General features: G+C 63.9%; 16 protein-coding genes. 11 read left to right on the top strand and 5 right to left on the bottom strand.

Going from position 1 to position 19,484, the window contains the following annotated elements; all coding sequences use genetic code 11:
- The first annotated feature begins 91 nt into the window (after positions 1-91).
- On the top strand, positions 92-898 hold the full coding sequence (locus tag P0D84_RS45470; protein ID WP_408350111.1) for an enoyl-CoA hydratase/isomerase family protein: 807 nt from the start codon (positions 92-94) through the stop codon (positions 896-898).
- Between the two features lie 153 nt (positions 899-1,051).
- On the opposite strand, the gene P0D84_RS45465 is transcribed toward P0D84_RS45470, so the two are convergent.
- The gene (locus P0D84_RS45465; protein WP_408350108.1) at positions 1,052-2,089 is read right to left on the bottom strand and encodes a TRAP transporter substrate-binding protein; all 1,038 of its coding nucleotides are present in this window, start codon (positions 2,087-2,089) and stop codon (positions 1,052-1,054) included.
- A 434-nt stretch (positions 2,090-2,523) separates the two neighbouring features.
- Here P0D84_RS45465 and P0D84_RS45460 point away from each other — a divergent pair, with 434 nt between their 5' ends.
- Entirely contained in the window at positions 2,524-3,702 is a 1,179-nt protein-coding gene (locus tag P0D84_RS45460) for a porin (RefSeq protein WP_408351895.1), read from the top strand.
- A gap of 171 nt (positions 3,703-3,873) precedes the next feature.
- On the opposite strand, the gene P0D84_RS45455 is transcribed toward P0D84_RS45460, so the two are convergent.
- From P0D84_RS45455 to P0D84_RS45440, 4 genes are all read right to left on the bottom strand, one after another.
- Positions 3,874-4,803: a D-2-hydroxyacid dehydrogenase gene (locus P0D84_RS45455; RefSeq protein WP_408350105.1), complete on the bottom strand. Its 930-nt coding sequence runs from the start codon at positions 4,801-4,803 to the stop codon at positions 3,874-3,876.
- 64 nt (positions 4,804-4,867) lie between these two features.
- Positions 4,868-5,578 carry a GntR family transcriptional regulator gene (locus P0D84_RS45450; protein WP_408350102.1) on the bottom strand — a complete coding sequence of 237 codons (711 nt, stop codon included), beginning with the start codon at positions 5,576-5,578 and terminating at the stop codon, positions 4,868-4,870.
- A gap of 49 nt (positions 5,579-5,627) precedes the next feature.
- Complete coding sequence (locus P0D84_RS45445) at positions 5,628-7,541, bottom strand: TRAP transporter large permease (protein ID WP_408350099.1); 1,914 nt, start codon at positions 7,539-7,541, stop codon at positions 5,628-5,630.
- A 35-nt stretch (positions 7,542-7,576) separates the two neighbouring features.
- Entirely contained in the window at positions 7,577-8,605 is a 1,029-nt protein-coding gene (locus P0D84_RS45440; RefSeq protein WP_408350096.1) for a TRAP transporter substrate-binding protein, read from the bottom strand.
- Between the two features lie 262 nt (positions 8,606-8,867).
- On the opposite strand from P0D84_RS45440, the gene P0D84_RS45435 reads away from it, so the two are divergent.
- The 9 genes from P0D84_RS45435 (at position 8,868) to P0D84_RS45395 (ending at position 19,251) form a co-directional block, all read left to right on the top strand.
- Positions 8,868-10,358 (top strand): NAD-dependent succinate-semialdehyde dehydrogenase, encoded by a 1,491-nt coding sequence (locus P0D84_RS45435; RefSeq protein ID WP_408350093.1) that lies wholly within the window; start codon positions 8,868-8,870, stop codon positions 10,356-10,358.
- A 47-nt stretch (positions 10,359-10,405) separates the two neighbouring features.
- Positions 10,406-11,218, top strand: a complete 813-nt coding sequence (locus tag P0D84_RS45430; protein ID WP_408350090.1) for an HpcH/HpaI aldolase family protein — start codon at positions 10,406-10,408, stop codon at positions 11,216-11,218.
- A 19-nt stretch (positions 11,219-11,237) separates the two neighbouring features.
- Complete coding sequence (locus P0D84_RS45425) at positions 11,238-12,419, top strand: acyl-CoA dehydrogenase family protein (RefSeq protein ID WP_408350087.1); 1,182 nt, start codon at positions 11,238-11,240, stop codon at positions 12,417-12,419.
- Between the two features lie 12 nt (positions 12,420-12,431).
- Entirely contained in the window at positions 12,432-14,210 is a 1,779-nt protein-coding gene (locus P0D84_RS45420) for an FAD-binding protein (RefSeq protein ID WP_408350084.1), read from the top strand.
- The gene (locus P0D84_RS45415; protein ID WP_408350081.1) at positions 14,203-15,426 is read left to right on the top strand and encodes a CaiB/BaiF CoA transferase family protein; all 1,224 of its coding nucleotides are present in this window, start codon (positions 14,203-14,205) and stop codon (positions 15,424-15,426) included. Before P0D84_RS45420 ends, P0D84_RS45415 begins: the two co-directional genes overlap by 8 nt.
- The gene (locus P0D84_RS45410; protein WP_408350078.1) at positions 15,423-17,051 is read left to right on the top strand and encodes a GMC family oxidoreductase; all 1,629 of its coding nucleotides are present in this window, start codon (positions 15,423-15,425) and stop codon (positions 17,049-17,051) included. Before P0D84_RS45415 ends, P0D84_RS45410 begins: the two co-directional genes overlap by 4 nt.
- 159 nt (positions 17,052-17,210) lie before the next feature.
- Positions 17,211-17,960 carry an electron transfer flavoprotein subunit beta/FixA family protein gene (locus P0D84_RS45405; protein WP_408350076.1) on the top strand — a complete coding sequence of 250 codons (750 nt, stop codon included), beginning with the start codon at positions 17,211-17,213 and terminating at the stop codon, positions 17,958-17,960.
- Between the two features lie 22 nt (positions 17,961-17,982).
- Positions 17,983-18,915, top strand: a complete 933-nt coding sequence (locus tag P0D84_RS45400) for an electron transfer flavoprotein subunit alpha/FixB family protein (RefSeq protein WP_408350073.1) — start codon at positions 17,983-17,985, stop codon at positions 18,913-18,915.
- Positions 18,916-19,035: 120 nt separating this feature from the next.
- Positions 19,036-19,251: a hypothetical protein gene (locus P0D84_RS45395; RefSeq protein ID WP_408350070.1), complete on the top strand. Its 216-nt coding sequence runs from the start codon at positions 19,036-19,038 to the stop codon at positions 19,249-19,251.
- The last annotated feature ends 233 nt before the right edge of the window (positions 19,252-19,484 follow it).

Below are 19,484 nucleotides of genomic sequence, written 5' to 3'. Positions count from 1 at the left end.
ATTGTATTATTGTGTATGTAAAGTATTCAATAGTGAATACACGTAGTCCGACCTACATCAGATGTGGGTCGGGTCGACACCTGGAGGAGAAATGGACCCGATACAACCCCGTGAGGCCCTGGCAGCTGCAATCGAGGTCGAAGAGATCGCACCGGCCGTCGCGCGAGTCACGATTGCAAACCCGCCGCTGAATGTGCTGACTCAGGCGGTGCGCCGGGAGCTCGGCATTTTTTTTGCCGGCGCGCAGGAGCGGCGCGACTTGCGCTGCGTGATTTTTGGCAGCGGAGAACGCGCGTTCTCCGCGGGCGCCGACCTGCGTGAATTCCCGCTGCGTTTCGACGCAACGGTCGCGCGCGCGCACGGCGAGAACGCGCATCGGATGATGCGCGCGCTGGTCGAACTCGACATTCCGGTGATCGCGTCGATTCGCGGCTTCTGCATGGGCGGCGGGCTCGAGCTCGCACTCGGTTGCACGTTCCGGCTGGCCGCACGCAACGCGCTGTTCGCATTACCGGAGATCGACCGCGGCGTGTGGCCGGGTACCGGCGGCATCGCGCTGCTGACGCGTCTGATCGGCCCGGTGGCAGCGAAGAAAATGCTATACGGCGGCCAGCGGATCGACGCCGAGCAGGCGCTGGCGCTCGGCATCGTCGATGAAATCGTCGATAACGACGCGCTCGATCAACGCGCGCTCGAACTTGCGTCGCTGTACGCGTCGAAGCCCGGGCAGTCGGTGCGAACCATCACGAGTCTCGCCGATCATGAATTCCGCAGTGCATTCCGGCGTCATCTCGAAGTCGAACTCGAGGCGTTCGTGCTGGCGTATCAGTCGAGCGATGCGGCCGAAGGCAATCAGGCGTTCTTCGAAAAGCGTACACCGCTCTGGCGTCATCGTTAGCGAACAAACGGCGCCGCGAGCTGTGCTCGAGGCGCCGTGTTGAACCGCTGCAGCCGATGCCAGACCGATCCTGGCTTCGACGGTTCCGGCCGATACCGCGATTGCTGTAGTGCTGCCTTAGGCCGCGCGTCGTCGAGCTGGCGCGACCCGCCGTCAGGCGAGCGGATGCGTGTACTTCTCGAGCAGCGACCACGCCTCGTCGCCGTACTGCTTCCGGTATTGCTGGTAGAACCCGGCCTTTTGCAGCACGGCGCGGAACGGCGCGACATCCGGCTTGTTGAACACCATCCCCTGCGACTTCAGCTTGGTTTGCAGCGTCGCGTCCAGCGCGGCGACGTCGGCGCGCTGGTTCATCGCCGCGGCGTTCACATGTTTTGCGACGATCGCCTGCATATCCGGCGGCAGCTTGTCCCACGAGCGCTCGTTCGCCAGGAACCAGAAGCCGCTCCAGATGTGGTTGGTCAAAGAGCAGTACTTCTGCACTTCATAGAAGCGCGAGGTTTCGATCAGCGTCAGCGCGTTTTCTTCAGCATCGACCACCTTCGTCTGCATGGCCGAATACGCTTCGTTGAAGTTGACGCTGGTCGGCGCCGCGCCGAGCGCCTTGAACAGCGCCGTCCACAGTGGGCTCACCGGAACGCGGATTTTCAGGCCCTTCAGGTCGGCCGGCGCATTGATCGGCCTGAGTGAACTCGTCACCTGCCGGAAGCCGTTATCCCACGTCTTGTCCATCGCCACGAGGCCGACCTTGGAGATCGCGTTGCGAATGTATTTGCCGAGGTCGCCGTCCATCGCGGCCCATACCTCGTTGTAATCGTTGAACGCAAAACCGACGCCGTTGATCCCCGCGACCGGCACGAGCGACGACATGATGTCGCCGCCTTCGGTCAGGAAATCGATCGCGCCGGAACGCACCTGCGAGAGCATATCGGTGTCGCTTCCCATCTGGCTGTTCGGGAAGATCTGCAAATCGATGCGGCCGTTACTTTCCTTGCTGATCGCAGCAGCGGCTTCTTTCGCGCGCACGTTCATCGGATGCGAAAGCGGCATGTTGTTCGCGTACTTCAGCTTGTATTGCGCGCTCTGCGCAACCGACAAGCGCGGTGTGAGCAATGCGCCGCCGGCGCCTGCCACGGCGATCGACACGGCACCGGACCTCTGTAAGAAGGCGCGGCGTGAAAGGTGGTTCATCTTGTCTCCGTTCTGGAAGTGAGCGCATTGTTCCGCGAGCCGATGTAGAGCCGCACGATGCAAGGCGAAGGGTTTTGTTTTATTGTCTACACGGACTTTAAAAGTGTTGACACATTGGTGTCAAGGTGTTGTTATTAAAAAAGACAATGCAGGCAGTCAAAACAAGAAGAACGGAGACGCAGATGAACTCGCAACGAACGGCCGTGCCAACGTTCAGACATCGAACTTAGTACCCCGAAGGTCCAACTTTTCCTGCGACAGGGCGCGCCGCGCTTTGCCGCTTGTCCTGTTGCGCGCGCCGTTTCCAGGCATGCGCAACATCCACCTCCGTCCAACAACAAGTGAAAGGAGACTCAGCAGTGAATCAGCTTCTGAACGCATCACCGAAACACCCTCCCGGGCACGCAGCGTCGGCGCACGCGCCGGCTGGCCGGATGCTCACGCGCACGCTCTGTGCGCTCGCGGCCACGGCCGCTGCCACGGCGGCGGGCAGCACCTACGCGCAAAGCAGCGTCACGCTATACGGGATCATCGATGATGGGGTCAACTACACGAGCAACGTGCAGACGAGCCCGGGCAACGGTCATCAGCAGTACGGGATGTTGAGCGGCGTGCTAAGCGGCAGCCGTTGGGGCCTGCGCGGCAACGAAGATCTGGGCGGAGGCTTCAGCGCGCTGTTCGTGCTGGAGAATGGGTTCGACGTCAACGGCGGCAAGCTGGGCCAGGGCTCGCTCGAGTTCGGCCGCCAGGCGTTCGTCGGCGTGTCGACGCCGTACGGCACGCTTACGGCCGGCCGTCAGTACGATCCGATGATCGATTACGTCCATCCGCTCACCTCGGGCGCGATGTTCGCCGGCAATCTCGGCGCGCATCCGGGCGACCTCGACAACCTGAACAATACGAACCGCGTGAACAACTCGGTCAAGTATCAGACCGCGAACTATGCTGGCTTTTCGGCCGAGGGCATGTATAGCTTCGGCGGCGTACCGGGCAGCATTGGGGCGAATCAGATCTATTCGATCGGCGCCGGTTATACGCACGGCCCGCTGAATCTCGGCGTCGCTTATCTGAACGCGCACAATCCGAACGCGTCGTTCTTCGGCACCGCGGTGGGCGCGACGGCGGCTAGCAACAACCTGGGCAGCTCGCCGGTGATCAACGGCTACGCGTCGGCCCAAAGCGAAGCGGTGCTGACGGCCGGTGCGACCTACACGATCGGCGCGGCGATGCTGAACGCCGTCTACGCGAACACCCGCTACAACAGCCTGAGCGGCGTCGTATCGGTATTGAATCCGGCCGGCCTGAGCGGCACGGCGACGTTCAACAGCGCGGAACTCGGCCTGCAGTACCAGGTGACGCCCGCGCTGTCGCTCGCCGCCGCTTACACCTATACCGACGGCGGCACGACGAGCCGTGCGACTTATCAGCAAGGCGCGGTGAGCGCCGACTATGTGCTGTCAAAACGCACAGACGTGTATCTGCTCGGCGTGTTGCAGCATGCGTCGGGCGTCGATTCGACGGGACGCGCAGCGCGCGCGGCGATCAACGGACTGTCGCCTTCGTCGAGCAACCAGCAGGCAACCGTGCGGTTTGCAATCCGTCACAAGTTCTGACGCGTTGAACGGCGTGCCGCACCTGTTGCATCGGCTGAGGAAAATTTAGCACTGCGACGTGTGACGGCCGCCGGCCTGATTACGAAGCGACTCCGCGCCTGCGGCGCGGAGCGGCATGTAAAGAGGCGCGGCGCAGGCCTCTTCGCGGGCGGCAGTTCAACTGCGCCGCGTTCAACATTGCGCGTAATGCTGTTCGATTCCTTGCGCGAGTTGCGTGACGAGCCGCGTCATCGCGACCTGAGTCCGCCATGCGACATGAGGCGTCACGATCAGATCGGTGCGGGGGTTGGACAGCAGAGGATGATTGGCTGCGGGCGGTTCCTGTTCGAGCACGTCGAGCGCGGCATTCGCGATCAGCTTGCGGTCGAGCGCCTCGATCAACGCCGCTTCGTCGACGATTCCGCCGCGCGCGGTATTCACGAGCGACGCGCTGCGCTTCATCCGCTCGAACTCGGCGATACCGAACAGATGCCGCGTTTCGTCGGTCAGCGGGCAATGCAGGCTGATCGTATCGGCCTCGCGCAGCACCTGGTCGAATGCGATGTAACCGTCGCGCACCGCGCTCGCGCGCTTGCGCTCCGCGAACAGCACGCGCATGCCGAAAGCGCTGGCCAGTTCGGCGAGGCGCTTGCCGCCGTGACCCGCACCGACGATGCCTAGCGTGGACCCGTACAGATCCTCGAGCGGGTGCAATTCGGCATAGAAGGTCGGTGAGCCGCTCCAGCCGCCCGCATGAACGTCGCGCCAGTAGGGCACCAGATTGCGACGCAGCGCGAGCATCAGCGCGAACGCGTGCTCGGGCACGGAAATCGTCGAATAGCCGGGGCATGCGACCACGCCAATGCCGCGCTTGCGGCACGTTTCGAGATCCAGATGATTGACGCCGGCGGCCGGCACGCCGATGAGTTCCAGTTGCGGTAATTGCGCAAGCGCGTCGCCCGGCAATGGCACCTTGTTGGTCACCACGATCTGCGCGTCGCGGCAGCGCTCCACAACCTGTTCCGGTGTGGTGCAAGGATATTCGATCCAACGATGGGGAAACGGAAAATCCGGCAGATCGACGGACAGCGTCGCGCGATCAAGAAAGACGATGGTCCTCAACTACGACTCCAGTGGGGATGAGACGGGGGGGCGCCTTGCGTGCGCCAGTTTGTTATATGTCTGCTCAACGATCCGACTCGCTCGTAGACACGGTATCGAGCATGCGTTTCTTGCCGGTCTGCACGTGATTTTCGAACGCTTGCGCGGCGGCCTCCGCGTGACCCGTGCGTAGCGCATTGAACAGATCGTGGTGCTCCTTCGCCGAGCGCTGCATCTGCGTGTACGAGTAGACCCCTTTGTGCAGATACAGCGTCAGTTCTTCCTCGACGGCCTGATTGATCTTGATGAGCCGCGGATTCTTCGTCGCTTTCATCAACTGGCTGTGAAACTCGGTGTTCAGCGCTTGATATTCGGGCGTGTCGCGCGCGGCGACCGCTGCGTCCATGCTGTCGATCAGCGCGGACAGCGAGCGTTCCTCTTCGGCGGTCAGGCGCAGCGCGGCAAGCCGGCCAGCCGTGCGCGCCAGACCGGCACGGATTTCGTAAAGATCCATCGCTTCCTCGAGCGACAGCCGCCGCACCTCGGCGCCGCGATTCGGCACGATGCGTACAAGCCCAGCCTGTTCGAGCGCGCGCAGCGCCTCACGAGCGGAATTGCGGCCGACGCCGATATGCTGCGCGAGCGCCTGTTCGTTGACCCGCTCGCCGGGGCGCAATTCACCACGCTGGATCATGCCGCGCACCTGGTCGCGGATTTCGTCGAGTTTCGAAGCGATCACCTCGGGGGCACGCGCATTGGCCTTGCCGTTTACAACGCCGGTCGTGTCGGTTTTCATGTGAATCGCCTTCCTCATTGCCATTGTTGCCTCTATTTTTGCATAGCATTCATCGGAGAAAGCCAACCGACACCCACGGCACCGCGACGATCACGATCAGCGCGGCCGCAAGCGCGCCCAGGTAAGGCCAGACTCGCCGCATCGCCACGCCCGGATCTACCTTGCTGACCGCGCACGCTGCGTAAAAGCCGAGCCCGAGCGGCGGCGCGAAGAGTCCGAGCCCCATCGCGAAGACCACGACCATCGCGTAGTGCACCTCCGAAATTCCGATTGCGCGGGCAATCGGAAAGAGCAGAGGTCCGAACAGCACAATAGCCGGAATCCCTTCGAGAAAGCTACCGAGAATCACAAAGGTGACTGCCGAAATCGCCAGAAAGCCGAGTTTGCCGCCTGACCACGCCACCATCAGCGACGCGAGCTGCGCCGAAAAACCGGACTGCGTAAGCGCCCAGCCCATTGCCGTTGCTGAGCCGATGATGATCAGGATAGCGCCCGACAGCGATGCGGTCTCCACCAGAATCGGGTACAGCCGGCTCCACTCGAAGCGGCGGTACAGCAGCAGCCCGACCACGCACGTGTAAGCGACGCCGATCGTCGCCACTTCGGTCGCGGTCGCGACACCTTCGACGACCGCCGCGCGAATCACGAACGGCAGCGCGAGCGACGGCACCGCGATCAGCAGCGAGCGCCCGATCTCGGCACGCGACGCGCGCTGCACGCCCAGCAGGCGCTCCTTGCGGCTTTTGAACCAGATCACGCCGGCAAGCGCAACCGCGCCGACCACCGCCGGCATGAAGCCGCCGGTGAAGAGCGCGGCAATCGACACACCCGTGACCGAGCCGATCGTAATCAGCACGAGGCTCGGCGGGATCGTCTCCGACATCGCCGCGGCGGCGCTCAGCATCGCCACCAGATCGCCTTCGTTCGCGCCGCGCTTTTTCATCTCGGGGAAGAGTCCCGGCGCGAGCGCGGCCATGTCGGCCACTTTCGATCCGGAGATCCCCGACACCAGATACATCGCGCCGATCAGCACGTATGCGAGACCGCCGCGCTTGTGGCCGATCATCGACGCGAGAAAACGGATCATCGCTTCCGCGAGACCCATCGCTTCCATCAGCGCGCCCAGCAGAACGAAGAGCGGTACCGCGAGCAGGATCAGGCTCGACATGCCCTGGTTCATGGTGCTGACGACGATGGTGAGCGGGGCGCCGGTGACGGTCGCGAGATACGCGAGCGTGCAGACGCCGAACGCGACCATGATAGGCACGCCAAGACAGATGATCGTGACAAGCCCGACTACGAAAAACAGTATCAGGCTCGCGGCCGTCAGCGGCGCGAGCGCGCTGCTCGCGAAATACAGCACTACCGCGAGGCCACCGACGATCGCAAGCGACGCAGCGCAGTCGCGCAGCGTCGCGCGTCCGAGCAGCCGCGTGACGGCAAGCGCGAGCATCAGCACGGAGCCGACCGGAATCGCCGCTGCCGGGATCGCATTCGGCAGCCCGAGCGCGGGTGTCGTGATGATCCACTCGTTCATCGCCCAGTCGGTTGCAGGGCCGACCAGCAGCAGCACGAACGTCACTACGACGACGTTGCCGAAGGTTTCCGCGAAGCGGCGCGCCGGCGGAGACATCAGTGCGACAAACATTGACAACCGCATGTGTTCGCCGCGCCGCAGCGCGATCACGGCGCCGAGCATAGATAGCCAGATGAACAGCATCGACGCGAGTTCGTCGCCCCAGACCAGCGGGTTCTCGAGCACGTAGCGGCAAAACACGTTGCTGAGCAGCAGGATCACTTCGGCCACCAGCAGAATCGCCGCCGGCACTTCGGTGCTCCACTTGATGACGCTTTCCAGCATGCCGCCAAGGCGCATGACCTTCGACGGGGAAGCGCGGCTGCCGGACGCGGGGCCGCTCATATCGGCGGCGAACGGCTGCTCGGGATGCACTTGGGATGTCATGGCTTGTTCTCCTGAAACGCTTTGTCGGCTCGACTTCATGCGAGCTTCTGTGTGTACTTCTCGAGCAGCGACCACGCCTCGTCGCCATACGCCTTGCGCCATTGCCCGTAAAAGCCGGACTTTTTCAGCACGGCGCGAAACGGCTGCGTATCGGGCTGGTTGAACACCATGCCGTGCGACTTGAGACTGGTTTCGAGCTGTCCGTTCATCGCGGCGATATCGGCGCGTTCGGCCACCGCCGCCGCGTTCAGATGTTTTGCGACGATCGTTTGCAGATCGGGCGGCAGGCTGCCCCACGAGCGCGCGTTGCCGAGGAACCAGAAGCCGTCCCAGATGTGGCGCGTCAGCGAGCAGTATTTCTGCACTTCAAAAAAACGCCCGGTCTCGATCAGCGCGAGCGGATTTTCCTCGGCATCTACCACCTTGGTCTGCAGCGCCGAATACGCTTCGCTGAAGTTCACGCTGGTGGGTGCCGAATCGAACGCCTTGAACATCGAGGTCCACAGTGGACTGACCGGCACGCGGATCTTTAGGCCCTTCAGGTCCGCCGGCGTCTGCACCGGCTTTATCGAGCTCGTGATATGGCGAAAGCCGTTGTCCCACGGCTTGTCCATCGCGACGAGGCCGACCTTCGAGATTGCCTGGCGGATATGCGCGCCGAGGTCGCCGTCCATCGCCGCCCAGACCTGGTTGTAGTCGTTGAACGCGAAGCCGATGCCATTGATCGCCGACACCGGCACGAGCGTCGACAGCACGACGCCGCCTTGCGTCTGGAAGTCGATCGCGCCCGAGCGGACCTGCGACAGCATGTCGGTGTCAGAGCCCATCTGGCCGTTCGGGAAGATCTGCAGTTCGACGCGGCCGTTGGTGTCCTTCCTGATGGCGTCGGCCGCCTGTTTCGCGCGGATGTTCAGCGGATGCGCGACCGCGAGGTTGTGCGCGTATTTCAGCTTGTACTGAGCGGTCTGCGCCCGCGCGACGGGGGCCAGCACGCTGCTGCCGGCCACTGCGGCCGATGCCGCGCCGAGCGTGCGCAGGAAGCTGCGTCGGTCATATGCACTCATGTGTCTCTCTCCATGTAAGGAAGCGCTACGTAGGGGACGCAGTCGGCGGCGCCGCTGCGTTCTTATGGATGGCCTGACTCCGAGTCGGTCATTTGCATGCGATCATCATCAATTCGCTGACACTCACTTTAAAAGTGTTGACACTTTTGTGTCAAGGTGTTGTTATAAGAAAAAGCGTGCGGACAACAAGGAAGGCCGCGTCGGCACCCTCGGCAGTAGGCGCGTCCAGAGAAGCCGCTCTATAAACCCTTCAGGAGGCAGCATGGAATTGCAGAACCACTACCGCGACCACGGCATGTTGATCGGCGGCCGCTGGTACGCCGCGTCGGCGGAAAATGGGCAGATTTCGGTCAATCCGGCCACCGAGGCCGAACTCGGACACACCCCGCTCGCCACGAAGCAACAGGTCGTGGAGGCTATCGAAGCGGCCGTCGTCGGCTCTGCTGCAATGCGCAAGTTCACGCCGTGGGAGCGCTCGGCGCTGTTGCGCCGTGCGGGCGCGCTGATCCGTGAGCGTGCGGCGCAGATTGGCCGCATCGTCGCGCTCGAAACCGGCAAGCCGATCGCGCAGGCGACCGGTGAAGCGAATGCAGCCGCGGAATCGATCGACTGGTTCGCCGACGAAGCACGGCGCGTATTCGGCATGTCGTACGAAGGGCGCGTGAAGGGCGGCCGTTACCTGGTGCACTACGAGCCGCTCGGCGTGGTTGCGGCGTTCACGCCGTGGAATTTCCCGCTGCTGCTGCTGGCGCGCAAGATGGGGCCGGCGCTTGCCGCGGGCAACGCGATCGTTATCAGGCCGTCGAACGAGGCCGCCGGCGCGACGATGGCGCTGGTGCGCTGCTTTACCGATGCCGGCTTTCCCGAAGGCGCGGTCAACCTCGTGATCGGCAAGCCGGATGTGATCACGCCGGTGATCATGGCGGACTCGCGCGTCGCGAAGATCAGCTTCACCGGCTCGGTGCCGGTCGGCCGGCAGATCGTCGAGATGTCGGCGCAAACGTTGAAGAAGGTCACGATGGAACTGGGCGGCCACGCACCCGTGATCGTGCACCGCGACGCGGATGTCGCCGCTTTCGCGCAGCTCGCGTCGCTCGGCAAGTTCCGCAATGCCGGCCAGGTGTGCGCATCGCCGACGCGCTTCTACGTGCACGAGTCGATCTTCAACCAGACGGTCGCGGCGCTCGTCGAACGGTCCAAAGCGCTGCGCGTCGGCGACCCGCTCGAGCAGAACACCGACCTCGGCCCGCTCACCACCGAAAAACGGCGTACCGCGATTGAACGGCTCGTCGATGAAGCGGCGAGCAGCGGCGCGCAGATCCTGTGCGGCGGCCGCCGCCCCGCGCAATTCGGTCGCGGCTGGTTCTATGAGCCGACGCTGGTCGCCAATCCCGCTCCCCACGTCGGCCTGATGAATGACGAGCCGTTCGGCCCGGTCGGCACGCTGACGCCGTTCTCGACGATGGACGAAGTGATCGGCGAAGCGAACCGTCTGCCGTTTGCGCTCGCCGCGTACGTGTTCACGCGCTCCATGCGCAATACGCTCGAAACCACCGAGCGCCTGCAGGCGGGTGTGATCGGCGTCAACACATTCGTTGCGTCGACCGCCGAAAGCCCGTTCGGCGGCAGCAAGGACAGCGGCTTCGGACGCGAAGGCGGCCCGCACGCGATCCGCGATTACCTCGATACCAAATTCATCAACCTGGAACCGGCACAGGACGCCTCGCTGGAATCCGCGAACGGCGCTGCGTAAGAGCCCCCGCACGCTGGCCTCCCCATACGATCCGAACGGAAACCCACATGAAAAGCATCAAGAATCACGCGAAGGCGCAACTCGCCGCCGGCGAACTCGCGCTCGGCATGGGCCTGCGCCAGGCCCGCACCGTCGATATCGCGCAGATCGCAAAGGCGAGCGGTTACGACTGGCTGTTCATCGACATGGAACATAACTCGATGGACATCGACACCGCCGCGCAGATCTGCGCGGGTGCGCTGGTCGGCGGTGTCACGCCGATTATCCGGGTGCCGAGCCACGAGCCATTTCACGCGACGCGCCTGCTCGACACGGGCGCGATGGGCATCGTCGTGCCGCACGTGAGCACTGCCGGCCAGGCTGCGCACGTCGCGAACATGTGCCGCTTCCCGCCCGCGGGAGGCCGCTCCATTCCCGGCTTGCTGCCGCAGGTCGGCTTCGAAGCGTTGCCGATCGCCGATGTCGTGCACGCGATCAACGATGAAGTGCTGGTTGTGGTGATGATCGAAACGCACGAGGGGCTTGAAAACGTTGAGGCGATCGCGGCGGTGCCCGGCATCGACGTGCTGCTCGTCGGCACGACCGATCTCGCCGCGGACCTCGGCATCACGGGACAGCTTGGCCATCCGCGTATCGGCGCGGCGATCGACATGGTGTGCGCTGCGTGCGCGCGGCACGGCAAGGTGCCCGGCGTAGGCGGCGTGTACGACGAAGCGCTGATGACCGCCTATGTGCAAAAGGGGGCGCGCTTCATCCTGTCGGGCTCCGACCTCGCGTTCCTGATGGCCGGCGCGAAATCCCGTTCGAGCATGCTGCGTTCGATTGCACTTGACGAAATCGACCAGCGCAAAGCCTGGTGATTTTTCTGGAGGAGACACCGTGAATCAGGAATACGCAAGCCAGCTCGTCAATCGGCGCGACCTGAAGCCGTATCTGAATGCCGATCAGTTCGAATTTCGCGACTCGATCCATCGCGTGCTGACGCGTCATGCGTCGCCCGAGTACATCCGCGAATGCGATGAAGCGAAGCGCTTTCCGCAAGAACTCGTCGACGTCGCCGCGCAGCAGGGCTGGTTCGGCCTCACACTGCCCGAGCAGTACGGCGGCATCGGCGGCTATCTCGACATGGCGGCTTATCTCGAGATCGTCGCGTACCACACGATCGCGCTCGCGCGCTTCTGGAACGCGAACGTCAACATGGTGGGCGGCGCGCTGTCGCGCTTCGCCTCCGACGACATCAAGGCCCAAGTGCTGCCGAAGCTCGCTGCCGGCAAGGCGTGGCTCGCGTTCGCGCTAAGCGAGAACGGCTCGGGCTCCGACGCCGCGTCGCTCGCATCCCGTGCGGTCGCGCAGGGCGACGACTTTTTGATCGACGGCACCAAAATGTGGATTTCCGGCGCGCTGCAGGCCGACTACATCCTCACCGCCGTGCGCACCAATCCCGATGCGAAGAAGCACGACGGCATCAGCCTCTTTCTGGTGCCGAAGGAATCGAAGGGCCTGACGATCAATCCGATCGACCTGCTCGGCGGCCATGCGATCCGCACCTGCGAGGTCGTGTACGACGGCGTGCGCGTGTCGAAGGACCGGCTGGTCGGCGGTCTGCATGTGGGCTGGAAGAAGCTCACGACAGTGCTGTCGAAGGAGCGCATCGCGTTGTCGGCGATGTGCGTGGGCGGAGCGCAGGCGGCGATCGATCTGGCGCGCTGGTACGCGAACGACCGCAAGCAGTTCGGCCAGTCGATCATCGATTTCCAGGCCGTCTCGCACTTGCTCGCCGACATGCAGACCCGCGTCGACGCGGCCCGCATGCTCGCGTTTCGCGCGGCAAAGCTGCTCGACGAAGGCGAGACGTGCGACGTGGAATCGTCGCAGGCGAAGTATTTCGCCTCGGACACGTACGTGCAGGTCGCAACCGACGGTATCCAGATCATGGGCGCCAACGGCTATTCCGCCGAATACGCGATGCAGCGTCATTTTCGGGAAGCCAAGATGTTCCAGATCTTCGGCGGCACTAATCAAATTCAGCGCAACATCGTGGCACGCGCGCTGAAATCATAAGCGGAGACGGATGTGACTCTGGTTCAGACATTCGAGAAGTTGGGTTTCGGCGTCGATACGGCGCGCGCCGATGTGGTGGTGGTCGGCGGCGGCGGCGCGGCGTCGCGCGCGGCGGTGTCCGCGGCGCAGGCGGGCGCGAGCGTGCTCGTGCTCGCGAAGGCGCCGGTCGGCAGCGGCGGCAGCACCGTGCACGGCGCCAGTGAAATCATGAGCATGGGTGCGTCGGGCTACGGCAGCGCGGCGGACAACCCGACCGTCCACTACGAAGACACGATGAGGCCGGCGGGCGGCTTCGTCGATCGCGACCTCGTGCGCGTGCTGGCTGAAGACGCGCCCGCCCGGATTGCCGATCTGATCGCGATGGGCGTGCCGTTCGATCGCAGCGACGACGGCTACAAGCTGATCCGCAGCGACTTCGGCAGTTATGCGCGCGCGCTCGGCGTGAAAGGCAAGACCGGCAAGGCGTTCGTCAACGCCCTTGCGGACGAAGCGAAGAAATTGGGCGTCGAGACGCGTCATTCCGTTGCGCTGATCGACCTGCTGCGCGATGCAAGCGGACGGGTGAGCGGAGTGGTCGGCTTCGATCTGAATTCGCGGCGGCTGCTCGTCGTCACGGCGGGCGCGGTCGTGCTCGGCACGGGCGGCGCGCATGGACTGTTCTCGCAACAGGTGTCGACCGCCGAAATGACCGGCGACGGCCAGGCGATCTGCTTTCGCCACGGCGCGGAACTCGTCAACATGGAGTTCCACCAGTTCGGCCCAGCAATGGTTCATCCGTACGTGCAGCTCTTCAGCAAATCGTGCTTCATCCTGCATCCGAAGATGCTCAATCGCGACGGTCATGAATTCCTTGCCGACTATCTGCCCGCGGGTGTCACGCCCGAAGCAGTGATGGACGAGAAGGTATTCCCATTCACGATCTCGAACGAATCGCGCTATGTCGATATCGCCATCGCGTCCGAGATCGCGCAAGGCCGCGGCACGACGCGCGGCGCGGTGCAGTTTTCGTTCGCCGACATTCCGGAGGAGCGGCTCGCCGCGACGATCCCAAACACGCTGCGCTGGATGCGTGCGAAGGGGCTCGATCCGAAGCGCGATCTGCTCGACGTCGGCATCGCGTTCCAGTGCCTGAACGGCGGCGTGCGGATGGCCGATACGAATGCGATGTCGACCATCGAAGGACTTTTCGTGATCGGCGAACTCGCGGGCGGCGTGCGCGGACCGGACCGTCCTGGCGGCAATTCGCTCGCGGAAGGCCAGGTGTTCGGCCATCGCGCGGGTGCGGGCGCGGCTGCGTTCGCCTCGCAAAGCGCGGCGCCGGGCGTCGCGGACGGGGCGCCGCTCGCCGCGCGACTCGAGATCGCGCTGAAGCCGAATGCCGGTTTCGACGCGCAACGTATCGCGACCGGATTGCGCCATTCGATGCAGGAAAATTGCCTCGTCGAGAAGACCGAGGCGGGTCTGAAACGCGCGCTCGCCGCCGCTCAAAGGAGCCGCCAGCAATTCGCGGCGGGCGGCAACGCGAGCCCTGCTGACGTGCTCGATGCGCTCACCATCGAGAACATGGCGACCAGCGCCGAAGTGATCGTCGCGGCGTGTCTCGAGCGGCGCGAATCGCGCAGCAGCCACTACCGCACCGATTGCCCCGATCGCGACGACGCGCACTTCGGCCACGCGCTGACGATCACGCGCGGCACCGACGATCCGTTCCGCCTCCGCTTCGACGCGCTTGATTACCCGCGAGCGGAATTCGCCGGCCAACCAATTTCGCAGGCAGCTCGTCATGGATAAGAAACCAGTTGGCCCGTTCTCGGGCTATCGCATTCTCGACCTGACCGTGATGACGGCGGGTCCCGTCGGCACGGTGCTGCTCGGCGACCTCGGGGCCGACGTGATCAAGATCGAGGAACCGCGCGCGGGCGATCTGGCGCGCAGCCTCGGCAACCAGTTCGTCGAGGGCGAGAGCGTGCAGTTCCTCTCGCAGAATCGCAACAAGCGCAGCATACGGTTGGACCTGAAGTCGGCGGAAGGGCGCGAGGCGTTCCTGCGAATGGCTGAACAGGCGGACGTGGTGGTCGAGAATTTCCGCCCGGGGACGGTCGAGCGCCTCGGCATCGGTTATGAAGCGGTGAAGGCACGCAATCCGCGGATCGTCTACGCGAGCGTGTCCGCGTTCGGACAGAGCGGTCCCTATGCCGGCTGGCCCGCGAACGATCCGATCGTGCAGGCGACGGCCGGTCTGATGGACATGACGGGCGAGGCGGGCGGCGATCCGGTGCGTCTCGGCGTGCCGCTGCCCGACTTCGGCGCGGCCGCGCTGCTCGCGTTCGGCATCTCGGCGGCGCTGTTGCATCGCGAACGGCACGGCGAAGGACAGCGCATCGACACGTCGTTGCTGTCCGCGGCCCTCTTCAGCACGATTCCACGCGACGGCGAGACACTGCGTAGCGCCAAGGCGCCCGAGCGCCTCGGCAGCGGCCATCCAACGATGGTGCCGTATCGCAACTATCGCGGCTCCGATGGCCGGCATTTCTTCGCAGCGTGTTTCACCGAAAAATTCTGGCAGAACCTGTGCCGCGCGTTGCGGCGCGAAGACCTGCTGACCGACGCGCGCTTTATCGGCAACACCGCCCGCACTGCACATCGCCATGCGCTCGACAAGATTCTCGAAGAGGCGTTCGCGACGCACACGGCCGAACATTGGGTCGCGCATCTGAGTGCCGCCGATGTCCCGTGCGCGATGGTGCAGGATTACCACACGGCGCTGACGCACGATCCACAGATCCGCCACAACCGCACAGTGATCGAGATCGAGCACCCGCGGGTGGGCACCGTCACGAACATCGCTAGCCCGGTGAATTTTCACGGCAGCCCGGCGACGTATCGCAGGCCGCCGCCGGTGCTCGGCGAACACACGTCCGAAGTGCTTACCGAGTTCGGTTTCAGCGACGAAGAGATCGCCGTACTCGAAAGCCGGCATGTGGCCGACACGGGGGTAGGCTCATGAAAACTTACGCGGCGGACTATGTGATCGTCGGCGCCGGCACGGCGGGTTGCGTGCTCGCGAACCGTCTGACTGAAGATCCGAACGTTAAGGTGATCCTGATCGAGGCGGGCGAGCGCGACCGGCATCCGTACATTCACGTTCCCGCCGGGTTCGTGCGGCTGCTCGACCATCCGGGCGTAACGTGGCGTTACCGCACGCAAGGCAGCGAGCACACCGGGGGGCGTGAGATCCTGTTTCCGCGCGGCCGGGGGCTCGGCGGCTCGAGCGCGATCAACGGGTTGCTGTATGTGCGGCCGTTTGCCGAGGATATCGACGCCTGGGAACGCGCGGGCGCGGCCGGCTGGAACTTCGACAACTGCCTGCCTTACTACAGCCGCTCGGAGACGTGGACAGAAGGGCGCAGTCCGCAACGCGGCACTCATGGTCCGATTCGCGTGAGCCGCGTGCAGAATCCGCCGGAAATCTGCGGCTCGGTCGTGTGCGCCGCAAAGCAGGCGGGCCTCGAGTTCGTCGACGACCCCAACAGCACTACGCACGGCCCGTCGGTGTTCTATTACCAGCAGACCCGCGACGGACGGCGCCGCTCGAGCGCCGCGCGGGGTTATCTGCGGCCCGTGATGGCACGTCCGAACCTTACCGTGCTGACCGGTCTGCAGGTGACGTCGCTCGCGGGCAGCGGCGCGCAGGTGACGGGCGTCAGCGCCGTCACGGGCAGTGGCGAAAACGTCGAGATTCGCGTGGCGCATGAGGTGATCCTGAGCGCGGGGGTGATCGGCACGCCGAAGCTGCTGGAACTGAGCGGCATCGGCAATAGCGACGTGCTCGATAACGCGGGCATCCGCACGAGGGTCTCCCTGCCGGGTGTCGGTGCGAATCTTCAGGATCACTACGTGGTCCGGCTCGGCTTTCGCGTGCGCGGTGCGCAGACGGCGAATGAACGGTCGCACGGTCTCGCGCTCGCGCGCGAAATGATGCGCTACGTGGTGAGCGGAAGCGGGGTGCTGACCTATAGCGCCGCGATTGTCGGCGGTTTTGGGCAGACGCCGCTCGCGAAGCGGCCGGACGTGCAGTACGTGATGGCGCCGGGCAGCTTCGCGGCGGGGCGCATCGGCGTGCTCGAGTCGGAGCCGGGCGTGTCGTGCGGAGTCTGGCAGATGCGGCCCGAGAGCCGCGGCCACGTGCATATCCGCAGCAGCGACGCGAGCGTCGCGCCGGTGATCGCGCCCGAGTATCTGAGTCATGAACTCGATCGTGCGACGGTCGTCGAGGGACTGAAATTCGGCCGGAAGATATTTGCGCAGCCGGAGATCGCGCGCTACATCGTTGACGAAACCGTGCCCGGGCGCGCGGCTGCAACCGACGAGCAACTGCTGCAATACGCGCGCGACAACGGTTCGACGGTGTATCACGCGGTCGGCACTTGCCGGATGGGCGACGACGCGATGAGCGTGGTCGATGCGAATCTACGCGTGCGCGGGATGACGGGCTTACGGATCGTGGACGCGTCGGTGATGCCGTCGATTACGTCGACCAACACCAATGCGACCGTGCTGATGCTCGCGGAGCGCGCGGCGGAGATCATGCTGCGCGGCGCGAAGCAGGCACAAGCGGCAATGGAAAAGTGAGGGCAACAGGAGAGGGCCGCGAGGTTGACGGCGCCATCGCAAAGATCGTGTGAAGCACCGCGCTGCATGGGCAAGTCCGGCCTGTTGCACCCGTCGGATGGTTTAGATTTCATTGCGTCATAAGAGTCATGAAGTGGCGCAATAAGAACGGAGTAGACGATGAAAATCCTGGTGCCAGTCAAGAGAGTGGTCGATTACAACGTGAAAGTCCGGGTCAAGTCGGACGGCACGGGCGTCGACATCGCGAACGTGAAGATGTCGATGAATCCGTTCGACGAAATCGCGGTTGAAGAAGCCGTGCGTCTGCGTGAAGCCGGCGTGGCGACCGAAGTGATCGCTGTGTCGGCAGGCGTGACGCAATCGCAGGAAACGCTGCGCACGGCGCTGGCGATCGGTGCGGACCGCGCGATCCTGATCGAGTCTTCTGAAGAGTTGCAGCCGCTGGCGGTCGCCAAGCTGCTCAAGGCGCTGGTCGACAAGGAACAGCCTTCGCTCGTCATTCTCGGCAAGCAGGCAATCGACGACGATTCGAATCAGACCGGCCAGATGCTGGCCGCGCTGGCTAACCTGCCGCAAGCCACGTTCGCGTCGAAAGTTGTCGTCGCGGATGGCAAGGCAACTGTGTCGCGCGAAGTCGACGGCGGCGCTGAAACGCTGTCTTTAAAGCTGCCCGCAGTCGTCACCACGGACCTGCGCCTGAACGAGCCACGCTACGTGACGCTGCCGAACATCATGAAGGCGAAGAAAAAGCCGCTCGAAGTCATCAGGCCGGAAGACCTCGGTGTCGACGTCACGCCGCGCCTGAAGACGCTGAAAGTCGTCGAGCCGCCCAAGCGCTCCGCCGGTGTGAAGGTGCCGGATGTGAAGACGCTGGTCGAGAAGCTGAAGACCGAAGCCAAGGTGCTTTAAGTAGAACGTGGAGACGGACGAAATGACGAATCTGGTAATTGCAGAACACGATAACGCGTCGATCAAGGCCGCGACGCTGAACACGATCGCAGCGGCGCAGAAGATTGGTGGCGATATTCACGTGCTGGTCGCGGGTCACAACGCGCACGCCGCAGCGGATGCGGCAGCGAAAATCACTGGCGTTTCCAAAGTATTGCTGGCCGACGCGCCGCAACTCGAAGCGGGCCTCGCTGAAAACGTCGAAGCGACAGTGCTGAACATCGCGAAGGATTACACGCACATCCTCGCGCCGGCGACTGCCTACGGCAAGAACATCGCACCGCGTATCGCCGCGAAGCTGGACGTCGCGCAGATCAGCGATATCACCGCAGTGGACAGCGCCGACACGTTCGAGCGCCCGATCTACGCGGGTAACGCGATCGCGACGGTGCAATCGGCTGACCCGATCAAGGTCATCACGGTCCGCTCGACCGGTTTTGACCCGGTCGCGGCGGAAGGCGGCAGCGCAACGGTTGAGAAGATCGAAGCGGCAGCCGATACGGGCCTCTCGCAGTTCGTGAGCCGTGAAGTGACGAAGCTGGATCGTCCGGAACTGACGTCGGCGAAGATCATTGTCTCGGGCGGCCGTGGTCTGGGCAACGGCGAGAACTACACGAAGGTTCTCGAACCCCTGGCGGACAAACTTCAAGCCGCGCTGGGTGCATCACGCGCAGCAGTGGATGCGGGCTTCGTGCCGAACGACTATCAGGTCGGCCAGACCGGCAAGATCGTCGCGCCGCAACTGTACGTGGCCGTCGGTATCTCGGGTGCGATCCAGCATCTGGCGGGGATGAAGGACTCGAAGGTCATCGTCGCGATCAACAAGGACCCGGAAGCGCCGATCTTCAGCGTCGCCGACTATGGTCTGGTGGGCGATCTGTTCACGGTTGTGCCGGAACTTCAGCGTGCGATCTAAGCGCAAATGAAGCGAACTGGGGCGCAGCCGCCGAGCAGTCGCGGGCCAACCTCCGGCAGTTCCTGGCTGCCCGCACCGGTCGCGCGGTCGCCTGGATCTTACGGTGCCGGTCTCCAGCAGGTGGATGACGAAGGCGTGCCGCAGCGAATGCGGCGTGATGGGTTTCTGGATACCACTGCGCTGGCTATCAATATCGGTGCCCTTCAGGTGCATGACTTCCGACACGCGCAGCCCGGCCGCGTAAGCGGTCATCAGCATCGTGCGCTGCTTGAGGCGGGCGATCGACTCGAAGAAGGTGGTGATCTCCTCCAGGCTCAGGACGACCGGCAGTGGTGACGCCGCAAGTTTACGTATTCCATAATCGTATAGATAAAGCATTATTCTTCATTATAAAGGCATGGCGATCGTCGCTAGTATGCAGAGTCCTGGCTGCGCCCCCGCGTGAACCCCGACAGGCGCACGGCGTCCATACGCCGCGTCGTCGCGCTGAACCAACGCGGAAAGGCCGAACCAACCATTCACTGAACGCAGCGTCGTTGAAGGCGCAGCGAGCGTGTGAGGAGGAGACT

Source organism: Paraburkholderia sp. RL17-337-BIB-A (assembly GCF_046025895.1).
Lineage (GTDB): Bacteria > Pseudomonadota > Gammaproteobacteria > Burkholderiales > Burkholderiaceae > Paraburkholderia > Paraburkholderia fungorum_C.
The sequence above is the reverse complement of the archived record's forward strand: the minus strand, read 5'-3'. Positions and strand labels throughout refer to the sequence as shown.